This window comes from Parapedobacter tibetensis, assembly GCF_024704835.1.
Lineage (GTDB): Bacteria > Bacteroidota > Bacteroidia > Sphingobacteriales > Sphingobacteriaceae > Parapedobacter > Parapedobacter tibetensis.
Map to the genome: position 1 here is coordinate 1 of NZ_JAMXBE010000013.1, position 21454 is coordinate 21454.

A 21454-nucleotide genomic window follows, 5' to 3' on the forward strand; every position below is an offset into this window, starting at 1 on the left:
AACGGTAAGTGAGGGACCGGTAGCGGTGGATGATACAACCACCACGACACCGGATACGCCGGTGACCATACCGGTATTGGACAACGATACCCCGGGTGATGCACCGCTGGATTCCACAACGGTAACCATCACCACCCCACCGACGAACGGTACGGTGGAAGTTGACCCTGAAACGGGTGACATCACCTACACACCGGATCCGGGTTATACCGGACCGGATACCTTCGAGTATACCGTGGACGATGAAAACGGCGTACCAAGTAATCCGGCTACCGTGACGGTCGACGTTGTTGAACCGGAGCCACCTGTGGCGAACGACGACGGGGCCATGACGACAGTCTACACTCCGGTGACCATCCCCGTCCTTGATAACGACGAGGATGGTGACGCGCCGCTGGATTCCACAACGGTGACCATCACCACGCCACCGACGAACGGTACGGTGGAAGTTGACCCTGAAACGGGTGACATCACCTACACACCGGATCCGGGTTATACCGGACCGGATACCTTCGAGTATACCGTGGACGATGAAAACGGCGTACCAAGTAATCCGGCTACCGTGACGGTCGACGTTGTTGAACCGGAGCCACCTGTGGCGACCGACGACGGGGCCATGACGCCAGTCAACACACCGGTGACCAGCCCCGTCCTTGATAACGACGAGGATGGTGACGCGCCGCTGGATTCCACACCGGTGACCATCACCACCCCGCCGACAAACGGAACGGTGGAAGTTGAACCTGAAACGGGTGACATCACCTACACACCGGATCCGGGTTATACCGGACCGGATACCTTCGAGTATACCGTGGACGATGAAAACGGCGTACCAAGTAATCCGGCTACCGTGACGGTCGACGTTGTTGAACCGGAGCCACCTGTGGCGAACGACGACGGGGCCATGACGCCAGTCAACACACCGGTGACCATCCCCGTCCTTGATAACGACGAGGAAGGTGACGCGCCGCTGGATTCCACAACGGTGACCATCACCACCCCGCCGACAAACGGAACGGTGGAAGTGGATCCGGTAACAGGTGAAGTGACCTATACGCCGGATGACGGATTCACCGGTGAAGACACCTTCGAGTATATGGTAGACGACGAGAACGGTGTGCCGAGTAATCCGGCGACTGTAGCCGTCACCATCGTGGATGGCCCCGTGGCCAATGACGACGGAACCACAACAACACCGGATACGCCGGTGACCATACCGGTATTGGATAACGATACCCCGGGCGATGCACCGCTGGATTCCACAACGGTGACCATCACCACACCACCGACGAACGGTACGGTGGAAGTCGACCCTGAACCGGGTGACATCACCTACACACCGGATCCCGGTTTCGAGGGTGAGGAGACCTTCTAGTATACCGTGGATGACGAGAACGGTGTGCCGAGTAATCCGGCGACTGTAGCCGTCACCATCGTGGATGGCCCCGTGGCCAATGACGACGGACCCACAACAACACCGGATACGCCGGTGACCCTACCGGTATTGGATAACGATACCCCGGGCGATGCACCGCTGGATTCCACAACGGTGACCATCACCACACCACCGACGAACGGTACGGTGGAAGTCGACCCTGAAACGGGTGACATCACCTACACACCGGATCCCGGTTTCGAGGGTGAGGATACCTTCGAGTATACCGTGGATGACGAGAACGGTGTGCCGAGCAATCCGGCTACCGTGACGGTCGACGTAGCCGAACCGCAACCACCAATGGCCAACGACGACGGGGCCATGACCCCAATCAACACGCCGGTGACCATACCTGTACTCGACAATGACGAGGAAGGTGACGCGCCGCTGGATTCCACCACGGTGACCATCACCACGCCTCCGACAAACGGAACGGTGGAAGTCGACCCCGTAACCGGCGAAGTGACCTATACACCGAATCCGGGTTATACCGGACCGGATACCTTCGAGTATACCGTGGACGACGAGAACGGTGTGCCGAGCAATCCGGCTACCGTAACCGTCACCATCGTGGATGGTCCCGAGGCCAATGACGATGTGGCCATCACCATCCCGGACGCGCCTGTGACCATCCCCGTACTTGACAATGACGAGGAAGGCGACTCCCCCATCGATCCGACAACGGTGATTATCACCACACCACCGACGAACGGCACGGTGGAAGTCGACCCTGAAACGGGTGATATCACCTATACACCGGATCCCGGTTTCGAGGGCGAGGATACCTTCGAATACACCGTGGACGACGAGAACGGCGTACCATCCAACCCAGCGACGGTTACCGTTGTGGTAGCCGAACCCGTGGGCCCGATGGCGAACGACGACGGGGCGATGACGCCAATCAACACACCGGTGACCATCCCTGTACTCGACAATGACGAGGAAGGCGATGCGCCGCTGGATTCCACCACGGTGACCATCACCACCCTGCCGACAAACGGAACGGTTGAGGTCGATCCGGTAACAGGCGAAGTGATCTATACACCGGATGACGGCTTCACCGGCGAGGATACCTTCGAATACACCGTGGATGACGAGAACGGTGTGCCGTCGAATGTAGCAATGGTAACCGTCACCATCGTGGAAGGTCCGGAAGCCAATGATGACGAGACCTCCACCACCCCGGGTACACCGGTGACCATACCGGTATTGGATAATGATACCCCGGGTGATGCACCGCTGGATTCCACCATGGTGACCATCACCACCCCGCCGACGAACGGCACGGTGGAAGTCGACCCTGAAACGGGTGATATCACCTATACACCGGATCCCGGTTTCGAGGGCGAGGATACCTTCGAATACACCGTGGACGACGAGAACGGCGTACCATCCAACCCAGCGACGGTTACCGTTGTGGTAGCCGAACCCGTGGGCCCGATGGCGAACGACGACGGGGCGATGACGCCAATCAACACACCGGTGACCATCCCTGTCCTTGATAATGACGAGGAAGGCGATGCGCCACTGGATTCCACCACGGTGACCATCACCACCCTGCCGACAAACGGAACGGTGGAGGTCGATCCGGTAACAGGCGAAGTGACCTACACGCCGGATGACGGCTTCACCGGCGAGGATACCTTAGAATACACCGTGGACGACGAGAACGGCATGCCAAGCAATCCGGCTACCGTAACCATCACCATCGTGGAAGGTCCGGAAGCCAATGATGACGAGACCTCCACCACCCCGGGTACACCGGTGACCATACCGGTATTGGATAATGATACCCCGGGTGATGCACCGCTGGATTCCACCATGGTGACCATCACCACCCCGCCGACGAACGGCACGGTGGAAGTCGACCCTGAAACGGGTGATATCACCTATACACCGGATCCCGGTTTCGAGGGCGAGGATACCTTCGAATACACCGTGGACGACGAGAACGGCGTACCATCCAACCCAGCGACGGTTACCGTTGTGGTAGCCGAACCCGTGGGCCCGATGGCGAACGACGACGGGGCGATGACGCCAATCAACACACCGGTGACCATCCCTGTCCTTGATAATGACGAGGAAGGCGATGCGCCACTGGATTCCACCACGGTGACCATCACCACCCTGCCGACAAACGGAACGGTGGAGGTCGATCCGGTAACAGGCGAAGTGACCTACACGCCGGATGACGGCTTCACCGGCGAGGATACCTTAGAATACACCGTGGACGACGAGAACGGCATGCCAAGCAATCCGGCTACCGTAACCATCACCATCGTGGAAGGTCCGGAAGCCAATGATGACGAGACCTCCACCACCCCGGGTACACCGGTGACCATACCGGTATTGGATAATGACGAGGAAGGCGACTCCCCCATCGATCCGACAAAGGTGACCATCACCACCCCACCGACAAATGGTACGGTGGAAGTCGACCCTGAAACGGGTGACATCACCTACACACCGGATCCCGGTTTCGAGGGCGAGGATACCTTCGAGTATACCGTGGACGACGAGAACGGCGTACCGAGCAATCCGGCTACCGTGACGGTCGACGTTGTTGAACCGGAGCCACCTGTGGCCAATGATGATGACATCATGACAACGGTCAATACGCCGGTGAGCATCCCTGTTCTTGATAATGACGAGGAAGGTGACGCACCACTGGATCCAACCACGGTGACCATCACCACACCACCGACAAACGGTACGGTTGAGGTTGATCCCGTGACCGGCGAAGTGACCTACACGCCGGATGACGGTTTCGAGGGTGAGGATACCTTCGAGTACACCGTGGATGACGAGAACGGTGTGCCGTCGAATGTAGCAATGGTAACCGTCACCATCGTGGAAGGTCCGGAAGCCAATGATGACGAGACCTCCACCACCCCGGGTACACCGGTGACCATACCGGTATTGGATAATGACGAGGAAGGCGACTCCCCCATCGATCCGACAAAGGTGACCATCACCACCCCACCGACAAATGGTACGGTGGAAGTCGACCCTGAAACGGGTGACATCACCTACACACCGGATCCCGGTTTCGAGGGCGAGGATACCTTCGAGTATACCGTGGACGACGAGAACGGCGTACCGAGCAATCCGGCTACCGTGACGGTCGACGTTGTTGAACCGGAGCCACCTGTGGCCAATGATGATGACATCATGACAACGGTCAATACGCCGGTGAGCATCCCTGTTCTTGATAATGACGAGGAAGGTGACGCACCACTGGATCCAACCACGGTGACCATCACCACACCACCGACAAACGGTACGGTTGAGGTTGATCCCGTGACCGGCGAAGTGACCTACACGCCGGATGACGGTTTCGAGGGTGAGGATACCTTCGAGTACACCGTGGATGACGAGAACGGTGTGCCGTCGAATGTAGCAATGGTAACCGTCACCATCGTGGAAGGTCCGGAAGCCAATGATGACGAGACCTCCACCACCCCGGGTACACCGGTGACCATCCCGGTATTGGATAACGATACCCCAGGTGACGTACCACTGGATCCGACGACGGTGACCATCACCACTCCGCCGACTAACGGTACGGTAGCTGTGGATCCGGTAACAGGTGACATCACCTACACACCGAATCCTGGTTATACCGGATCCGATACCTTCCAGTATACCGTAAAGGATGAAAACAGCATGCCAAGCGATCCGGTAACCGTTATGATAACCGTTGCAGAACCGGAACCTCCAGTTGCCAATGACGACACGGCCGAGACACTGGCTGAGACAGCGGTGACCATTCCGGTACTGAATAACGACGAAGAGGGCGATGCCCCGATCGATTCCGCTACGGTAACCATCGTTACCCCGCCGACCAACGGTACGGTGACTGTGAACACCGACGGTACGGTAGTATACACGCCCAACCCCGGCTTCATTGGTGAAGATACCTTTACGTACACGGTAGAAGATGAAAATGGAAATCCATCAAATACGGCTACAGTAGTTGTACAAGTAACGGCCAGGCCAGTGTTTGTCCCCAATATATTCACGCCGAATGGTGACGGAATGAATGACCGGTTTGAGATTATAGGAAAAGAGGCTTATGACCGGATTGAAGTGACCGTCTTTAATCGCTGGGGCAATGAAATATATCGCAACATGAATTACAACAACGATTGGGGCGGTCAAGACCTGAGAGAAGGCACCTACTATTACTTAGTTAGATTAATCAGGACCAACCAAGAGGAAACCTTAAAAGGATGGGTACTGATAAAAAGACAATAAGAAGTAGGTCATAGAACCAAGCGGTTGGCAAGATGAACCTGCCAACCGCTTGGATTGAGGGCATCACAGTTGAAAAAACATACAATATGGATACGCAGAACATAAAGAAACTACTGGTGATAACGGGACTGGTTTTCGGTTTGTTGCATGCCAAGGCACAGCAAAACATCCAGTTTACACAGTACATATTCAATTCAATGAGTGTCAATCCAGCATATGCGGGTTATAAAGAAGAATGGTTCGGTCAATTAGGCCTGCGGAGTCAGTGGGTGGGCCTAGATGGGGCTCCAGAAACAGGGGTGCTATCCGTGGACGGGTTGATTGACCCGCTCAATAAGCGACATGGTATAGGTTTACAAATCATCACGGACCGATTAGGCCCACAGACAGCATCCTCGGCATATGCAAATTATGCCTTCCGTCTTCGGTTAAATGAGGAAGATACACAGCGGCTAAGTTTTGGCATAGGTGCTGGTGTTACCCAATATAGCTTAAACGGCGATGTATTGAATCCCGTTAACGACGGAGATCCCTTGGTGCCCCCTGGAAGAATCAATAATTTTATTCCCGATATCCGCTTCGGCATCTATTACTACAACCCGCGCTGGTATGCAGGGGTATCGGTCATGGATCTCCTTTCGGGTGATCAAAGCAACAACATCTTCCGGTGGGATAATACAACGACAGACAATATCCGTCGGAAACGGCATATGTATTTCATGGGCGGTATGCTCTTCGATCTCAGCGAGGGCACAAAACTACGCCCCAGCGTGCTGGTAAAGGAAGATTTCACTGGGCCGACTAGCTTGGATCTGAATGCCATGTTCATATTCGGGAACCGCTTTTGGATAGGCGGGGGTTGGCGCACCGGGGTAACCGCCTTCAAACGAGACTACGAGCGGTACACGGGCAACAGCCTGAGCAGTCGCAATTCGATATCCGCCATTGCCCAGCTCTATGTCACGCAAGCCCTACGTGTTGGTTATTCCTATGACCACATCTTAAGTCGGCTGAGCGGTGTGCAGAACGGATCGCACGAAGTAACCTTGGGTATTACTTTTGGCAAATTGAACCAACGGATGCTTAGTCCAAGATTTTTTTAATTATCAATTATTAAGAGTTTCGAAATGGAAAGAATGGACATAAAAGATAACGCATTGGCCAAGTTCTACCTGTCGATGGTTACATTTGTTTCGCTGTTTATCACGGCAACAGTTTTATCCATCGTACCGGTTCATGCGCAGGAGCAACTGGGATTACGCGATCGTGCCGAAGAACTATACCGTAAATATGAATATGCCCATGCGGCAGCAGCCTATGTTAAACTGGCTGACCGAAAAAAGCCCCGTCTAGAAGACCTAGAGCGTTTGGCAGATTGTTATGAAAAGATGAATGACTATGAATCTGCGGAAAACTGGTATGCCCGTGTGATTCAAGACGAGAAGAGTGATGCAGCGAACCTGATAAAATATGGCAGTGTTCTGAAGACTAATGGAAAATATGCAGAAGCCCGAAAACAATTTGAAGCGTATGCCAGCCAAACTGGCGATGCTGAAGCCGTTGCGATCGACATTGCAGGCTGTGATTCGGCTGTTGTATGGATGGCTAACCCGACAGCACATTACCTGCGCAATGAAGCAAACATCAATACCGCTTTATCCGAGTTTTCGGCCTACCCCCTTAACAATAAAATTTACTATACCGGTGAGCCCGATGCAAACATGTTCAATACGACCTATGGCTGGACAGGAAATACATTTCTACGCGTGTACACGGCGGACCGTTCAACGGACAATAGCTTAAGCCAGCCGACCATTGCTCCCGCTGGGCTCAATAGTGAACCTTATCACATCGGACCGGTAGCAGCCGACAAAGATGGAAACACGCTCTACGTTACCCGAACGTATCCAGGTAAAGAAGGGGAGCGAACAAGAGAAGCCAGAAAAAAATACCGGACAAGTAAACTGGAGCTGTATACCTATACAAAAGACAACGATGAATGGAAACCCGCAGCTTTTCCCTATAATAACATCAAGGAATACTCCGTCGGCCATGCCACGCTAAGCGAAGACGGTAACACGTTGTATTTTGTGTCTGACATGCCCAGTGGTCATGGCGGCACCGACATCTGGTACTGCGAGCGACAAACGGATGGTACCTGGGGTACCCCTATCAATGTCGGAAGCACCATCAACAGTGCAGGCGATGAAATGTTCCCAAATATTGGTTCCGATGGGGCGCTGTACTTTTCCAGCGATGGCTTTGCCGGCATGGGAGGACTCGATGTTTTCAAAACACAGGGCAATAAATCCACGTGGAGCAGCCCCGAAAATCTGGGATTTCCTGTCAATTCTGCCAGAGACGACTTCGCATACATCGCGGTTTATGAAGGAGATGCAAATGTATCAGGCTACTTATCCTCCAACCGCCGGGACGGCCGTGGTGGTGATGACATTTATTCATTTTCTTATGAGAAACCTAGGATTATCATTATCCTGATTGGAACCACTTCAGACAAAAGTACAGGGGAGCGCCTTCCTGCCACCTCGGTAACATTATACGACGGCGAGCGAGAGATTATCGCTAAGAAGAACAGCGACCAGCAAGGCAAATTCGAGTTTGTACTTGATCGCGACCAACGCTATACAGTTTTGGGACGGAAAGAGGGTTACCATGCAGACTCGGCGAAAGTAAGTACGGAAGGCATCACCAAATCAGATACGCTCGAAGTTGCTTTATTGTTGGAGCCTATTTTCGAAGTGGGACAAACATTTGAGCTGGAGAATATCTACTATGATTTTGACAAACATAACATCCGTCCGGATGCGGCCGAAATTTTGGATGAGTTGGTTCGTACCATGCGTGACCATCCGACACTGAAGATTGAATTGTCAAGCCACACGGATTCCCGTGGAAGCGATGCATACAACGTTGCCTTGTCACAACGACGGGCCGAGGCAGCCGTGGATTACTTAGTATCCAAGGGTATTGCCCGCGACCGAATGCAAGCAGCGGGTTATGGAGAACGCAGGTTGGTCAACCATTGTTCGGATGGTGTGTCTTGCTCACGTGCAGAACACCAAGCCAACCGCAGGACAGAGGTGACCGTGTTGGAATATTAATGGGTAAAATTATATTTAAGGGTTACGAATGGTTTTCATTCGTAACCCTTAAATATAATTCACTTGGCAAATCTTACAAAGAGGCCCTCAAAGTTAAATAAAATGGCACCTCTTCATGCCTGCGAGAATTGTCAAGTATGAGTTGAGCGGCAACTGTGCCCATCCGTTTAAAATCGGTTGATATGGTCGTAATACCATCTAAAATAAATTTCTTAAGTGGTGTTTCGTTATAGGAAATGATGCCTACCTGTTTTCCTATTTTTAACTTAAGGGATATAACCCTGTCCAATAATTTCACTAGGTCATCTTCCATCAGGTTGATGTAGACTTCTCCCTCGGCAATTGGCTCTTGCATGATGTCGCTAACCAACAAATGGTTAAATGCATACTGTTGGCAAAAACGGTAGAACCCTTTGATAATGCCTTTTGGAAAGTAGCTTTTATCTGGAAAAATTAGCTTGATGGTGTGGTATTTACTTAATTTTTCTTTTGCCTGTTCAAGTGCGTTGTAAATATCATTTTCAAAATTTTCATACACAACAGCATATTCCCCGTCGACGTCCGGCACTAATTTATCGAGCAAGACCAACTTATCCTTCGGGATTGTATTGATAATCTCCGCAGCTTTGTCACGTCCTTCTATAAAATGAGGTATGATTACGTAGTGGGTGTATTCCTGCCTGAGGTTTTGAAACAGCTTCTTGAAAAGAGATAAGTCGTTGTTGTAAATGTAGAAATCCACAAAGGCATCGCTTCCGATGGCCTGCACAAAGGAATCATAAACAATTTTCTTGTGTGCACTCAGTTTGTTAAAAAAAAGTACGATCTGGAGCTTTCGCTTAAAGTCTGCATTGGTGATGTAGTATCCCTTGCCCGGTACAGATCCCAATACGCCCAGTTGCTTGAGGTGCTTGTACCCCTTTTCAGCCGTATCACGCGATATCTCAAGCACATAGCTCAACTCATTGATAGACGGGAGCATATCGTCTTTTTTTATCTTCCCTGCACCCACAGCGTTGATCACTGCATTAGCCAATTGCAGGTATTTGGGCGTGGCAGCATATTCGTTGATATGAATATGGTCCAATATGTTTATGGGTTTCATGGCAAGCGCTGGTTTTTTACGCCCTAAAGATAAGCGGTTAATTCAAGAATGGCATATTTTATTCCATTTTGTATTGCTTAATCTTGACAGTCCCGGTTAATCCAGAAGGCTGAACTTTCCATGATGAGGCATCAAATGCTTTATAGTCGATATTTACGAAATTGATCTCATGGTATTTCCTCCACTCAACGCCCGCGCGATCCATCGACCGAATACGGTTGGCCATAAGGTTGGCTACTTCTATTCGAATGGTGTTCTTCCCTTTTTTCAATAGGTGGCCAATTGGTAAACGATACGGTATGCTCCATGCTAAGCCGGCATCTTGCCCATTGATCCATACCCGCGCGCTCTCATGTACCCCTTCCAATTCCAGCAAATACGTGTCCTTCGTCACTTTGGCAAGCTGGAATGTCACCTGATATGCCCCTACCCCACTAAAGGTTTGGTACGCATCGTCCATAAAATCGGTCCAAGGAACCAATGGCCCAACTTCAGTTGGGGGAGGTAATTGGGGCCCTCCTTCTTTAAAGTCGATCCGCCATCCGTCGGTAATGTTTATTTCAGCTACATTTCGCCCGATATATGACCAATCGGGCATGTGTTTATCTTGTTTATTATAAAACTTAAGAATAACAGCCTCACCTGGATGGAGCTGTATACGTACACCTCGTTTCCCATCAGTTGTTTGGGTGGCTACCTTCCCGAACCGTCCGTTCTGGGGATCCAATAGCATTGCGTCGTGATCCGTTGCAGATTGGAAAGGCACCCAGGTGTCGATTGTGGTAGCATGGTGATTAACGATAAAATAATAGGCGCCATCCGTTGTTTTCCGTCTGACGAATTTCAGCCCATGCTGTACCAATTGCTCTCCAACAATATCATGCCGTTGTAATGTCGACACGATGTCGGTTGAAAGCAGTATGTGCCCTTTGCCTAGCGATGCTTGTTTAATCCCACCCTCCAATGGCGAAAAAGGTATCGTTTTCAGCAACGCCTCAAACCTCAAGTGCCTGTTTTCATAATCCCCCAGACCCGGCACATCCTGTGGAACAGCCTGAAACAGCACGGTAGCACCCTGGCGAACCAAATCCAATAGTTTTTCCAATGTTTCCAATGGCATCTTCCGTGTCACCGGTACAATCAACATTTTATAGGGTATGGCATTGCTTGACGTACGGATAAGGCCGTCAACCACTTCGGCGTTGGACAACAGGTTATCCGATATGAAATCGTAAGCATATCCCTCTTGCTGTAGCCGCTGTACATTTTTATAAAAATCGGTGGGATGCAGCCATTTATCGATATTATGCACGGTGAATGTCATCATGCGGCCATTCGCGGAATCCCAATTGTCATGGATAGGCCAATAGAGCAGCAACTCATTATCGGGCTTGCCCGCCTGCAATACGGATTGCACACGGGTAATGTATTCATTGAGCCCATACAAATGTGGCCACCAGCTGTTGGTGGGCACGAAATTGACCGAAGCATAAAACAGCCATCCAGGCCAGCCCGCTTCCGCTGGCGAATAGGTGATACCGTGGTAAAAAACATGGTTGACCCCGGCAAGGAAACATTGCTCTACCTCTGGTTTGCATTGGGAGAGTGATGTCTTGAAATGTTCCGTAAGCCAGGTGAATGTTTCGGAAGAGACTAGTTTCTTGCCCATGACATTAGCCGCCGAAGAGCCAAATTTCAACATGATGGGGTCTGGGTCTACCGAACGGACATCTGCACTATCGCGACGTAAGCCGGGAATGGCAAAAGAACTCGAACCAAACGTTTCCACTTCGGGGATATCCACAGCAGCATATAGGTCGATAAGATTACCGGGTGATCCATGTGCTTGGTTTTTGCTGACACTACCATATCCATGTGCCCATTTGGTCCAAGGTTGGGTAAAGTTTTCCAGCAGTAAATCGGCCATGGTCTGCCGGTAATCCGATTTGAGCCGAGCCACATGGTCATTGGATTCATCACCAAGAAATTCACGGATATGCAGGCGTAAATCATATCCCCGCCGTTTTATGAATTCATCGAAGAACTCCGCCGTCCAATCTGCACCGTATACCTCATAACTGTCGTTATAGAATGCGCGTATGCCTTGCGGTTGCTTAGCAAAAGCGCTATCATAACGTGACAAGTAGTGGCTCAGGGCATCATGAGAAAAATGGTTGAGGGTAAGACCTTCGCCCCCTGGGGCTGCACGCTTTACCTGCTGATGGGTTTTACCTTCAAAGATAGCATATAGTTCCCAAATGCCTTTCGTTGGTTTCCAGTCCAGTGTGCCATCCTCGGCAACCCGATCGGTAAGCAATGTAGCATTTCCTTCGTCGTCATATGCCGTAAGTGACAATAAGGGGGCGGATTCCTGCTTCGGATCGGCTGATCGGATTTTCTCTTCGAATGGCTTAACAGCAGTCAATTGGAAGGTACGGAATACCATTTTGGTAGCTGCTTCCTTAACACCAACCTGTGGGCCACCGAATGGCCACCCTGTCCCCGTGGTCAGATCGATGCCCATATCCAAGCTATCTGCTTGTTGGACTGTATAGTTCAATACCTCCATCCACCGTGGGGAGAGGTATGGTATATACTGATCTTCATACCCTTTGGCGCCATAAATCGGGGCAATCTCCAATCCGCCAATTCCTGCGGCGGCATAGGACTGCATCAATTTCGCCAAATTATATTCATCCACGGCATTGCCCATCCACCACCAACGTGCCCAAGGTTTCATTTCTTTTTCCACACGTGGCCAAGGGCTGGGCTGGGCTAGGCTTAATTGCATGCCAAGCAACACCAGTAGATAGACACCACATAACCGTACCATATGCTTCAATTTATAATTTTTAAGCATCAATCAAGATGAAAAACCTGTTTTAGGGGTTTGCTTATCGGTGAATTGTCCGAATTTGTTTCCATAATATCTGCCATATAGGCCCACCATTTCTGTACAACGGGATGCGTACCCAAGTCCTGTGAAGATTGGCCTGTTGCTTCCTGCTGCTGTACGGCAAACAAGGTATTGGTTTCTTCATCGAGGAAAATGGAATAATCGCTTATGCCACTTTCTTTGAGCAATTCCTTGAGTTCGGGCCAAATGGCATCATGTCGTTTTTTATATTCCACTTGGCATCCGGGCATCAACTTCATTTTAAATGCGATTCGTTGCATATTTCCAAATTTAATATCCCATTCTTAATAAAATACATTCAATTCACCATGGTCCATTTTTTCGTCTACCCATACTACACCTGCTTCGGCATCATAAAACCAACCCGATGATCCGGAACGCTGTTCCATTTCCTGAAGGTTACGCCCATTGAACGTCAATGCACGTGGCTTTTGTGGGATATCCCACCTGATCTTTGCCGTATAAGCCCTGTTACCCAAGTCATAACCAGCGGAGGGTTTGCCGATCTGGATATTCAGGTGGTCTGCCCTACTGAATGAATGGATTGGCGTAACTGCATAGGCGCCAGCTTGGTAATCCAAGCTCATCCCATCATCGTCATAAAGATCTAGATGGCCATTTGCAGCTGGAAAAATATCCAGCAGCATTTCATCATCCGCATATTGGCCTACATAGTCCATTTCCCGCTGCATGGGAATGATGGCTCCCGCTTTGGCAAATATCGGCATCGTATCCAGGGGCGTGGTCACATGGATGTACTGCCGCCCTTCATAGCGCTTGCCTGTCCAGTAATCAAACCAAATGCCTTCCGGCAGGTACACGGTCCTTGTTTTAGCTCTTTTAGTCACTACCGGACAAACGAGTAAATCATTCCCGAATAGGTATTGGTCATCGATCTCGTAAACATTTCTATCCTGCTGATGCTCCATCACCATGGCCCGCATAAGCGGGGTGCCATCGGTATACATACCGTAAGCGTGGCTATAAATATATGGAATAAGGCGATAACGCAGCCTGTCGTATTTCCTGAAATTTGCCAGTGCTTCCTCGCCATAGTTCCAAGGCTCCTTGTATCCCGGATGGTCCATGCCAAACACCATGGCTATTGGGCTGAACATCCCGAATTGTACCCAACGGATGTACAACTCCGGATCGGCCACATGTTCGAATCCCCCCATACAATGCGTCCAATAGCCTACACCCGACAGTCCCATGTTGAGCCCCGCACGGATGACCGGTAGGAAATATTGCCATTCGCTAGGCCAATCGCCAGCAAAAATAAAGGGATACCGTTGGATGCCTGCGTATCCTTCTCGGGTCTGGTTCAGTCCCCTGATGCCATTGTATGCCTGGAATTTTTCGTACGGTGCCTTGGCATAGGCTATCGGGAAAACATTATGTAGCTTTTTAGCTTGCTCGTCCACAGGCCCCATCTTATCGCTCTCGTTGGCTTTTCCTCCGAAGGCACTACCTTCGTCGGTTTTCAGGAACATTGCCCCGAGATCGGCCACGCGTTTCACGCCGTTGTCCCACCACCAGTCTACCGATTGCTGATCGAAGAAATTAACGAATTCGCCAACCTCTTTCCCCGTTTCATCCTGCTCCGGATAGACATATCCTCCTGCCCGTGCCTGATCAAGCAAATCCATGGTCTGGCCATTGTCAAAACGCGGCCTAAGATGGAGCCCCACCATGGCATAATTCAGGGCATATAGGCTATCAAACATCCCTTTAGGGTCGGCAAAGGTCTCGCGCCATTCGAACGACGTAGCCCCTTTGCCACCGTTTTTGCCAAAAATCCGCCAAGTGGAATCCAACCACAGCAAATCAATGGGGATACCCAATTCCCGGAATTTACGTGCCAGTGCAATTACATAAGCGTCGGACGTCTGTTCCTCATGCCCCCACGTGCCGCCGCTATAGGTGCCAGCATGCAAGCCAAAGGCAAACTTGGGCAACATAGGCGACTTCCCGGTAATGTTGGTGTAGTGTTTTACCACGTTCTTGAACGTCGGTCCATAGATAAAATAATAGTCTAATTCGCCGCCTTCCGCTTCAAAAGCGTACGCATCTTGATCCGAATGCCCCATATCCCATTGGGTGGTATAGGGGTTATGTAAAAAGATACCGTATCCCCGTGTACTCATGAAAAACGGCACCGGCGAATAGTTAGCCTCCAGAATGTTGTATGCCCCTACTTCATGTGGGCGTCCTTTACCACGTCCTACCTTCAAGGTAAGCTTCTTATTACGTTGGTTTATGAAATCCATCCGCTCTCCGAAGCCAAAGAAATACTCCTCGGCCTGAAGTGCCTTACGTACACCTGTTCGCTCCCCTTCTCGATAGGGCCCACCACAGTCGGCAGACAACAAAGCGCCATGCTGGTCATATAGCTGTATGGAAAATGGACTTTTGATAATATGTACGATCAACGAGTCCGATACCAGTCGAACCGTAGAATCGGTCTCCGTCATAGCGACCTCCGAAGGGGGCCAATCGTCACGTACCACCATGAGGCTTGGTTCGGTCTCAAACGTTCCCGTCCATGATGTCCTTATCCGCACCACATCGCTTGTGCAGAATGTTAGCTTTGTGCTGGAGACAGCGGTTTCCAATAGAAACGTATTGCCCTGTTTTTTAACATGCAAAAGGTCCTGCCCTTCCTGGGCAACGGCGGCGGTGATGTTAATCACCAGTAAGGCAGCAATGGCATATTGTATTAAGTGGATCATCCGTATTATCTTTTTTAATTGATGTTTTGGGTAGTGGATATTACCGGTGGACACTAAGGCATTTTTTTAAATCCTTCCGCTTTTACGGTCCATGAGCCGTCTTTCGGAAATCCGGGTAATTCGCCTTCACTCGCATCCCAGCCACCAGCCATCATGGCCACCGCAATAAGTATACCCCCATTACCGGGCAAGTAAATGCGCAGCCTGCCATCCTGGTAGTTGTGGCCATTTTTCAGGTAGCGGTTGGTTTGTATATCCATAAACAGGGCATCCAGGGCTTTTTCAGGCAGACCAAGCCGTGCGGCATTCATGGCGGTCATCGGAAAATCCCATCCCCAGGTCTTCTCCCAAAACCAGGTTTCCCAGACTTTATCCAGGGTATTTGCCATGATTTCCTTATCCAGTTTAGGCGATTCGGGCACCATGCCCAAAGCGCCCAGCACTGCCGGGTGATCCGTCCGCCAACGGTCGTTGGTATAGGAATCAGGAGCACTTTCCGTGGCGAGGTAAACACCGTCTTGTTGGGGTAAGGGTGCCAATTTATCAATGATTTCATCCCATCGCTCATGCCTGGGCAAGCCATCCCGTTCACGCCACTCCTGAGCGATTTTAAGAGCCCAGTCCCAATACGCAACCTCATAAGTTGGGTTATAGGTGTCAACAGCCGGGAAGACCTCTTGGGCAGGAATCACACCTTTGCCGAGGTTGTAACGGTCGTTTTCCTTATCGTATGTAGGGAAATCAGCCATGAATTCAGCTGTGGCATATACGAGTTCCTTGTATTTTTCAATTGTCTCCGGGTCCTTTTTATCCCGATAGGCCAATTCTGCGAGGTAGATAAAATGGGGTTGTTGCCAGATGAGGAAGGCGGCTACGGATGAAGGCGACTCATCACCTTCATGGTCCACCATTTTTTGCCAACGAATGCCCTCATAACCTTGCCGGGTAGCCAAAGCCCGCCCCTTGTCTGCCACTTGGGCAAAATAGCCCAAACTTTTTTCCATCAGATCCACCCGATCCCATAAGGCAAAATGCACGGCATGCCACCAATGCATTTCCAAGTGAGGTTTCCCAAACCAACTGTTGAAAGTTAACCCTGTTTCCTGCGGTGGAAAATTACCTGTACACTGTACTTTAGTAAGGTATTGGGAAAGCACAATGCGTCGTTCCAGCTCATCTGCCCGAGCATCGGTACTCCCCTTAAAATCAATGGCAGCGCCACGTGACCAGAACGCTTTCCATCCCGATTTGCAGCTTTCCGAGGAAGCCTCAAAATCGGGCAGCTCGGCTGGGTCGGATTTTTCCAATGCAAATAATACACTGCATTCAAATGTTTTTTGCCCTTCCGCCGGCGTAACTTGAAAATAATGTGGCGTACCTGTGGGCTGAATATGTGCTCCACTCCACCCAAGAACCGTATGGTAGGTAATTCCTTGTAATGTATGGGTGACAACAGCGCCTCGTTTATTTTGCTGACTGATATCCGTCTTATGGTGTTCATGGTCGGCCCAATGATTGCCTTCATCCAAAAATTCAGCCGTCGGGTATGGATAGCGTAGCCGTATCTTCAACCGACCTTCATCCAAGAGGGCTGATGTAACCTTCACCGCGATCAGGTCTTCTTGCTGGTGGGCCGTTGTCACCACTTCGACCAATTGGCCCTCAATGGAAAAGCTACTGGTTAATTCCCCTGTCCAGAGATCAAGCTCCTGACGAATATCTTGTACATCAGTGGGAGCGATAAGCTGCCCGTCTTTTTTATAGATATCGAAACCGACATTGCCAAGTTGGAGTCTGTGTGGGTTTTTCCGGAACCAATTGGCCGCATCTTGGTTGCGTCCTGCTTCTTTCCACTGCACGCTATAGGTGGCCTCATGTCCATCGTTGTTGAAATCATAGGACCTAAGGGTTTCTTCAAAGCGATAGCCCACACTGTCGTCAAATCGATTCCATCCCCATTCGGATTGTGTACCCAATGAAACGCCTTTGGCATAGCGGTCTGGAAAAGTCTGCAATCCGGTTACATCTGCAGTAAACGCAAATTCCCCATTTCCGATGGTCAGGGATGCCAATGAATCCACTTCCGTATTGATGATGTTATGCCTCCGAACGACCTCCTGCCTGTCGATACCGCTCGGTTGGCTACAACCTCCGGCCAAGGCACACAGTCCAAACCCCATAATAACCTTCCCAAAAAACGTTAACTTCATGATTGCTTATTTTGTTTATAATTTATTCTATTCGTTGCAGGCTTGCTCCCATCAACCCAATGACCACATCATTGGCCAACGCCTGCAACTCCAGCGATTGCAGTTCTTTATCGGGATTGAGTGGTAAATCCAATACCGTTGCAGCACCGCCATCGATAGCCCGTTGGGTGAACCCCTTGATTTCTGTATACTGCGTTGCTTCCCGGGTTATTTTGCCCGTCTTCAGATGGACACGGTAAGGATGCGGGGCTCCGGTATCAAATGCGTATCCATCGTTATAGAAATCCTGTTCGATGGGCCACCAATTTTCTGGATTCCTCAGTGCCAACCGGTCAATGGAACCATCGTTGTACCGTATGCTGATTACCGCATTATCCAATTGGCTCTGCATTGGGTTCGTAGATCCCGCCATTAATAAATAGACGTGATTGGCTTTTCCCGATAATGGAATAGCTAAGGAATCCGGATAGTTATCCCATTTGGAGACAAACGCGATATTAGCACCTTCAGCGGCACCCGTGGTTTGTATGGGAACTCCACCGGGTAGCTTGATTTCATTGTGCTCGCCAGCGAGTTCGCGGATTCCGCTATCATCTATATGAGCTTCCGTAAGGGGATAGCACCAGTTGCCAATCCCTTGCCATGGCAACTGCAATGTGGGGGAGGTTGGCCGCGGCGATAAATACTGGTTCTTGAAAATTTGATCAACACGGTCATTGAATATGCCATCCATAGGAACCGCTTCATAAGAAGCCGGAGCTGCCGCTATCGCGTTCCAATGTTGGATATGTTTTTGCGCGACAACCGCTCCGGTTTCATCGACAATGCGAATGGTGTTTGTCCCCCAAATCACCCCGTTTCGATGCACAAGATGTTCCACTTTCCCTTGTGCGTGAATCGTGATGGTTTCCTGATAATCTCCCTTATCTTCATTTACCAGCACGGTCAGCCTCTTTTCTGCTCCATGATTGACAATCGTAAGGTGAAGATCTGCTCCATCTTGCTCCCGATCGCTCAGCAGCTGTACCTCTGGGATGACATGGAGATCAATCGGTTTCAACCAAGAAAATTCTCCTTGGCTTAACCGGACAAAAAACGTTTTATTCCCAGTTGTCTTAATCGCCCCCGACCAGGCATTCCCTTCCATGTGGGTATGAGCCAGTACCTGCTGCGGGTCATCAATGTGATCAACGGAAGCTCCGGGAAAATCCAAAGTAAATGCGGCATTGGGGAAGATAACCGCTGGCAATTCTGGTTCTACTATCGTTTCCGAAGACCATTCTAACGCTACCCGGTAGGTTTCAGAAGGATCCGCCTCAATCACAATCATTGGTCTCCCAATGGCATCGGACAGGTTATGCCATACCGCTTCAACGCCATTCACCTTGGCCGCTATCAAACTTGCCCCGCGAACATTGACTTTTAAGCATAAGGCCATCTGCTGCCCGAAGCCCGGCTGGATTTCAAACACTTCATGTTTTCCATTCCGATCATACTGAAAGGAGATATGAGGGAGTTCCAATGATGCACTATCCCATTGCTCGGGAAAACCGGGCTGGATAGTCAACACCTTGTTGATTGCATTGGGTTTAATGCCAAACAGTCCTTCTACCACCGTCCTCGCCGCTATACCGATCGGATCCCCAAAATCACGGTAAAGCTGCCCTCTCCGCGCATCATAAAATGATAGCTGCTGGAATCCTCCGGGGCTGGCCCCCAAATACAGGCTTTCAATGATGTTGCTGCGCCATAGTCGATATGCTTCCTCCGGTCTATTACCCTGCCAGTAGGCGATCGTAGTATGCAGTACTTCTGCCAAGGCCACATTGTTTACCGACCAGGTGTATGGCTGCCAATTGGTTGTAGAAAGTGTATATAATGAAGTGTCTGCCAATCCATTGGCGCGAACAGGGATATGTGGGATATGATTGTCGACATATCGTAAGGCTTGATAAGCCATCATGGGATCCGGCACTTCGGAATCAATGGTATGGTAAATGGTCCACAGTCCGGGCCAGGAATGGAGCAATTGGTTGCCCAACAAATCCTGGTATTCGGCATACCACCCTTTTTCCGGTATCCATAGCCGTTCATTCACGGCTTTATGGATCTTTTCTGCCTCTTGGCGATATGGGGTCGGGTCTTCACCAAACCAGCTGGCGACGTCCGCCGCAATCCGATTCGCCCGATAATTATACGCCGAAGTGTGTGCGACACCACCTCCGCTATATTGCAAACCATCGCTGGCCCAGATGGCACAGTATGCATCGTACAATCCATCACCGTCCATATCGAAATTGCGTTTCTCCCAAGCAAGGTGACGCTTGATGGAGGGCCACATCTTACGCATGAAAGCGGTATCTCCGGTCCAATTAACATGGTTGAGCACCTGATCGAAAAATACCAGGTTCATATCATAATGGTGGGGCCTACTGTTATCGTTGGGGTTGCGGGAGATGTAACCGCTGGAAAACATGGCTGTGCCCATTTCCTCGAGGTGACGGGCGAGGTGCAGTGCGGTATCCATCACCACCGGAGCGGTTTCCGGCGCCGTCACCTGCGAGTTGGCGTAGCTCTCGAAATGCCTCCGTGCCCGATCACTCCAGCCCAAGACATCACCCGCATAGGCCCCACGCCAGGCATTCAGGCGCATGCGCCAAGCCACCGCGCCATGCAGAAACGTGGGATCTTCCCAGATCGCATCGGCCGCTGTGGACAGCGCTCCGCCCAGCGTGTTGATAAACGGATCGGGGGTCTTGATTTTTACCCGACCAGCCAGCGTCCTTCGAGCATTCTCCGCTTCACGGAATGCGATTTCTGCATCCGTGTTTGGTTGCGCCCCACCATCGCCAGTACGTACCAAAAAATAATAAGTTGTAGCTGATTGAAGCTTGAGGTCCGATAGCAGCACGGGGGTATCTGAACTCGATGATCCAAGAAGTGCCGCTGGTGTAGCCAGGGCATTCGCATCGCCAAGACGCAGCATACCCTGATCGGGAAACATACCCCATAGCTGCTGCTGTCCGCGACGGCCGTGTACATAGCTAAGTTCAAACACTTGACCGGCTATCGCATAGGTATTGCCTTCGCAGTATGCTGGATGCAGGTAAAAACCCGATTCCGGGTCTGCTCCGATATCCCCTCCCCTGCTGAACGTTTTGCCGTTGGCTCCGCCAAAAACGGACACGAGTCTCAAATCTCGGGGAATTGTTCCTTCCACATGCGCCTTCAGCACCATCCCCTCACCATCGGCCAAGGCCAGTACCTGCACGTGCAGTTCCGCGTCGCCCAACAAGGAGTCTCGAATGCGATACAGCATGGTACCCGGCCGGTAACGCGCTTCGATCGATTGCGCGTTGATTACCCATTTGCTTTGCGATTCATCGACCAAGCCGAACTGGAGGTTACCGCCTACACCGGGCAGATACAATGCAAATTCGGGTAAATCGCCCGCCTCCACACGAAATGCGGTGTTGGTACCATAGAGTGCCCTGTTGAATCGCCTGTTCCCATTTTGGATTACAAAATCTTCGCCATCTGGAAGATACCTTACCTCCCGCGGCAGGTTATGCCAAAAGCGTTGCTGGGCTACCGCCTCCGCAACGCTACACAGCAAACAGCAACCCCAAACCAGAGTAAAAACAATGACATACCAGTTCTTTATACTCTCCATTGC

The 21454-nt window shown here is 50.8% G+C and carries 10 protein-coding genes; 4 read left to right on the forward strand and 6 right to left on the reverse strand.

What is annotated here, in order from left to right:
* The 4 genes from NF543_RS18510 to NF543_RS18525 all read left to right on the forward strand — a co-directional run.
* On the forward strand, positions 1 to 1375 hold a 1375-nt coding region (locus NF543_RS18510), incomplete at its 5' end, for an Ig-like domain-containing protein (RefSeq protein ID WP_257957529.1).
* Positions 1376 to 1381: 6 nt separating this feature from the next.
* The gene (locus NF543_RS18515) at positions 1382 to 5692 is read left to right on the forward strand and encodes an Ig-like domain-containing protein (protein ID WP_257957530.1); all 4311 of its coding nucleotides are present in this window, start codon (positions 1382 to 1384) and stop codon (positions 5690 to 5692) included.
* An 86-nt stretch (positions 5693 to 5778) separates the two neighbouring features.
* Positions 5779 to 6795: a PorP/SprF family type IX secretion system membrane protein gene (locus NF543_RS18520; RefSeq protein ID WP_257669674.1), complete on the forward strand. Its 1017-nt coding sequence runs from the start codon at positions 5779 to 5781 to the stop codon at positions 6793 to 6795.
* A gap of 24 nt (positions 6796 to 6819) precedes the next feature.
* Positions 6820 to 8814, forward strand: a complete 1995-nt coding sequence (locus NF543_RS18525; RefSeq protein WP_257669675.1) for an OmpA family protein — start codon at positions 6820 to 6822, stop codon at positions 8812 to 8814.
* Between the two features lie 73 nt (positions 8815 to 8887).
* Here the strand turns inward: NF543_RS18525 and NF543_RS18530 are convergent, their stop codons facing one another.
* Genes NF543_RS18530 through NF543_RS18555 form a run of 6 tightly spaced genes read right to left on the reverse strand, consistent with a single transcriptional unit; the run spans position 8888 to position 21451 of the window.
* Entirely contained in the window at positions 8888 to 9919 is a 1032-nt protein-coding gene (locus NF543_RS18530; RefSeq protein ID WP_257669676.1) for a GntR family transcriptional regulator, read from the reverse strand.
* A gap of 58 nt (positions 9920 to 9977) precedes the next feature.
* Positions 9978 to 12752 carry a glycosyl hydrolase gene (locus NF543_RS18535; protein WP_257669677.1) on the reverse strand — a complete coding sequence of 925 codons (2775 nt, stop codon included), beginning with the start codon at positions 12750 to 12752 and terminating at the stop codon, positions 9978 to 9980.
* 26 nt (positions 12753 to 12778) lie between these two features.
* A complete protein-coding gene (gene rhaM / locus NF543_RS18540) occupies positions 12779 to 13096 on the reverse strand; it encodes an L-rhamnose mutarotase (RefSeq protein ID WP_257669678.1) in 318 nt (105 codons plus the stop codon).
* Between the two features lie 24 nt (positions 13097 to 13120).
* A complete protein-coding gene (locus NF543_RS18545) occupies positions 13121 to 15568 on the reverse strand; it encodes a glycoside hydrolase family 31 protein (RefSeq protein ID WP_257669679.1) in 2448 nt (815 codons plus the stop codon).
* 53 nt (positions 15569 to 15621) lie between these two features.
* Positions 15622 to 17778 carry a hypothetical protein gene (locus NF543_RS18550; protein ID WP_257669680.1) on the reverse strand — a complete coding sequence of 719 codons (2157 nt, stop codon included), beginning with the start codon at positions 17776 to 17778 and terminating at the stop codon, positions 15622 to 15624.
* 22 nt (positions 17779 to 17800) lie between these two features.
* Positions 17801 to 21451 (reverse strand): DUF4450 domain-containing protein, encoded by a 3651-nt coding sequence (locus NF543_RS18555; RefSeq protein ID WP_257669681.1) that lies wholly within the window; start codon positions 21449 to 21451, stop codon positions 17801 to 17803.
* Between the last annotated feature and the right edge of the window lie 3 nt (positions 21452 to 21454).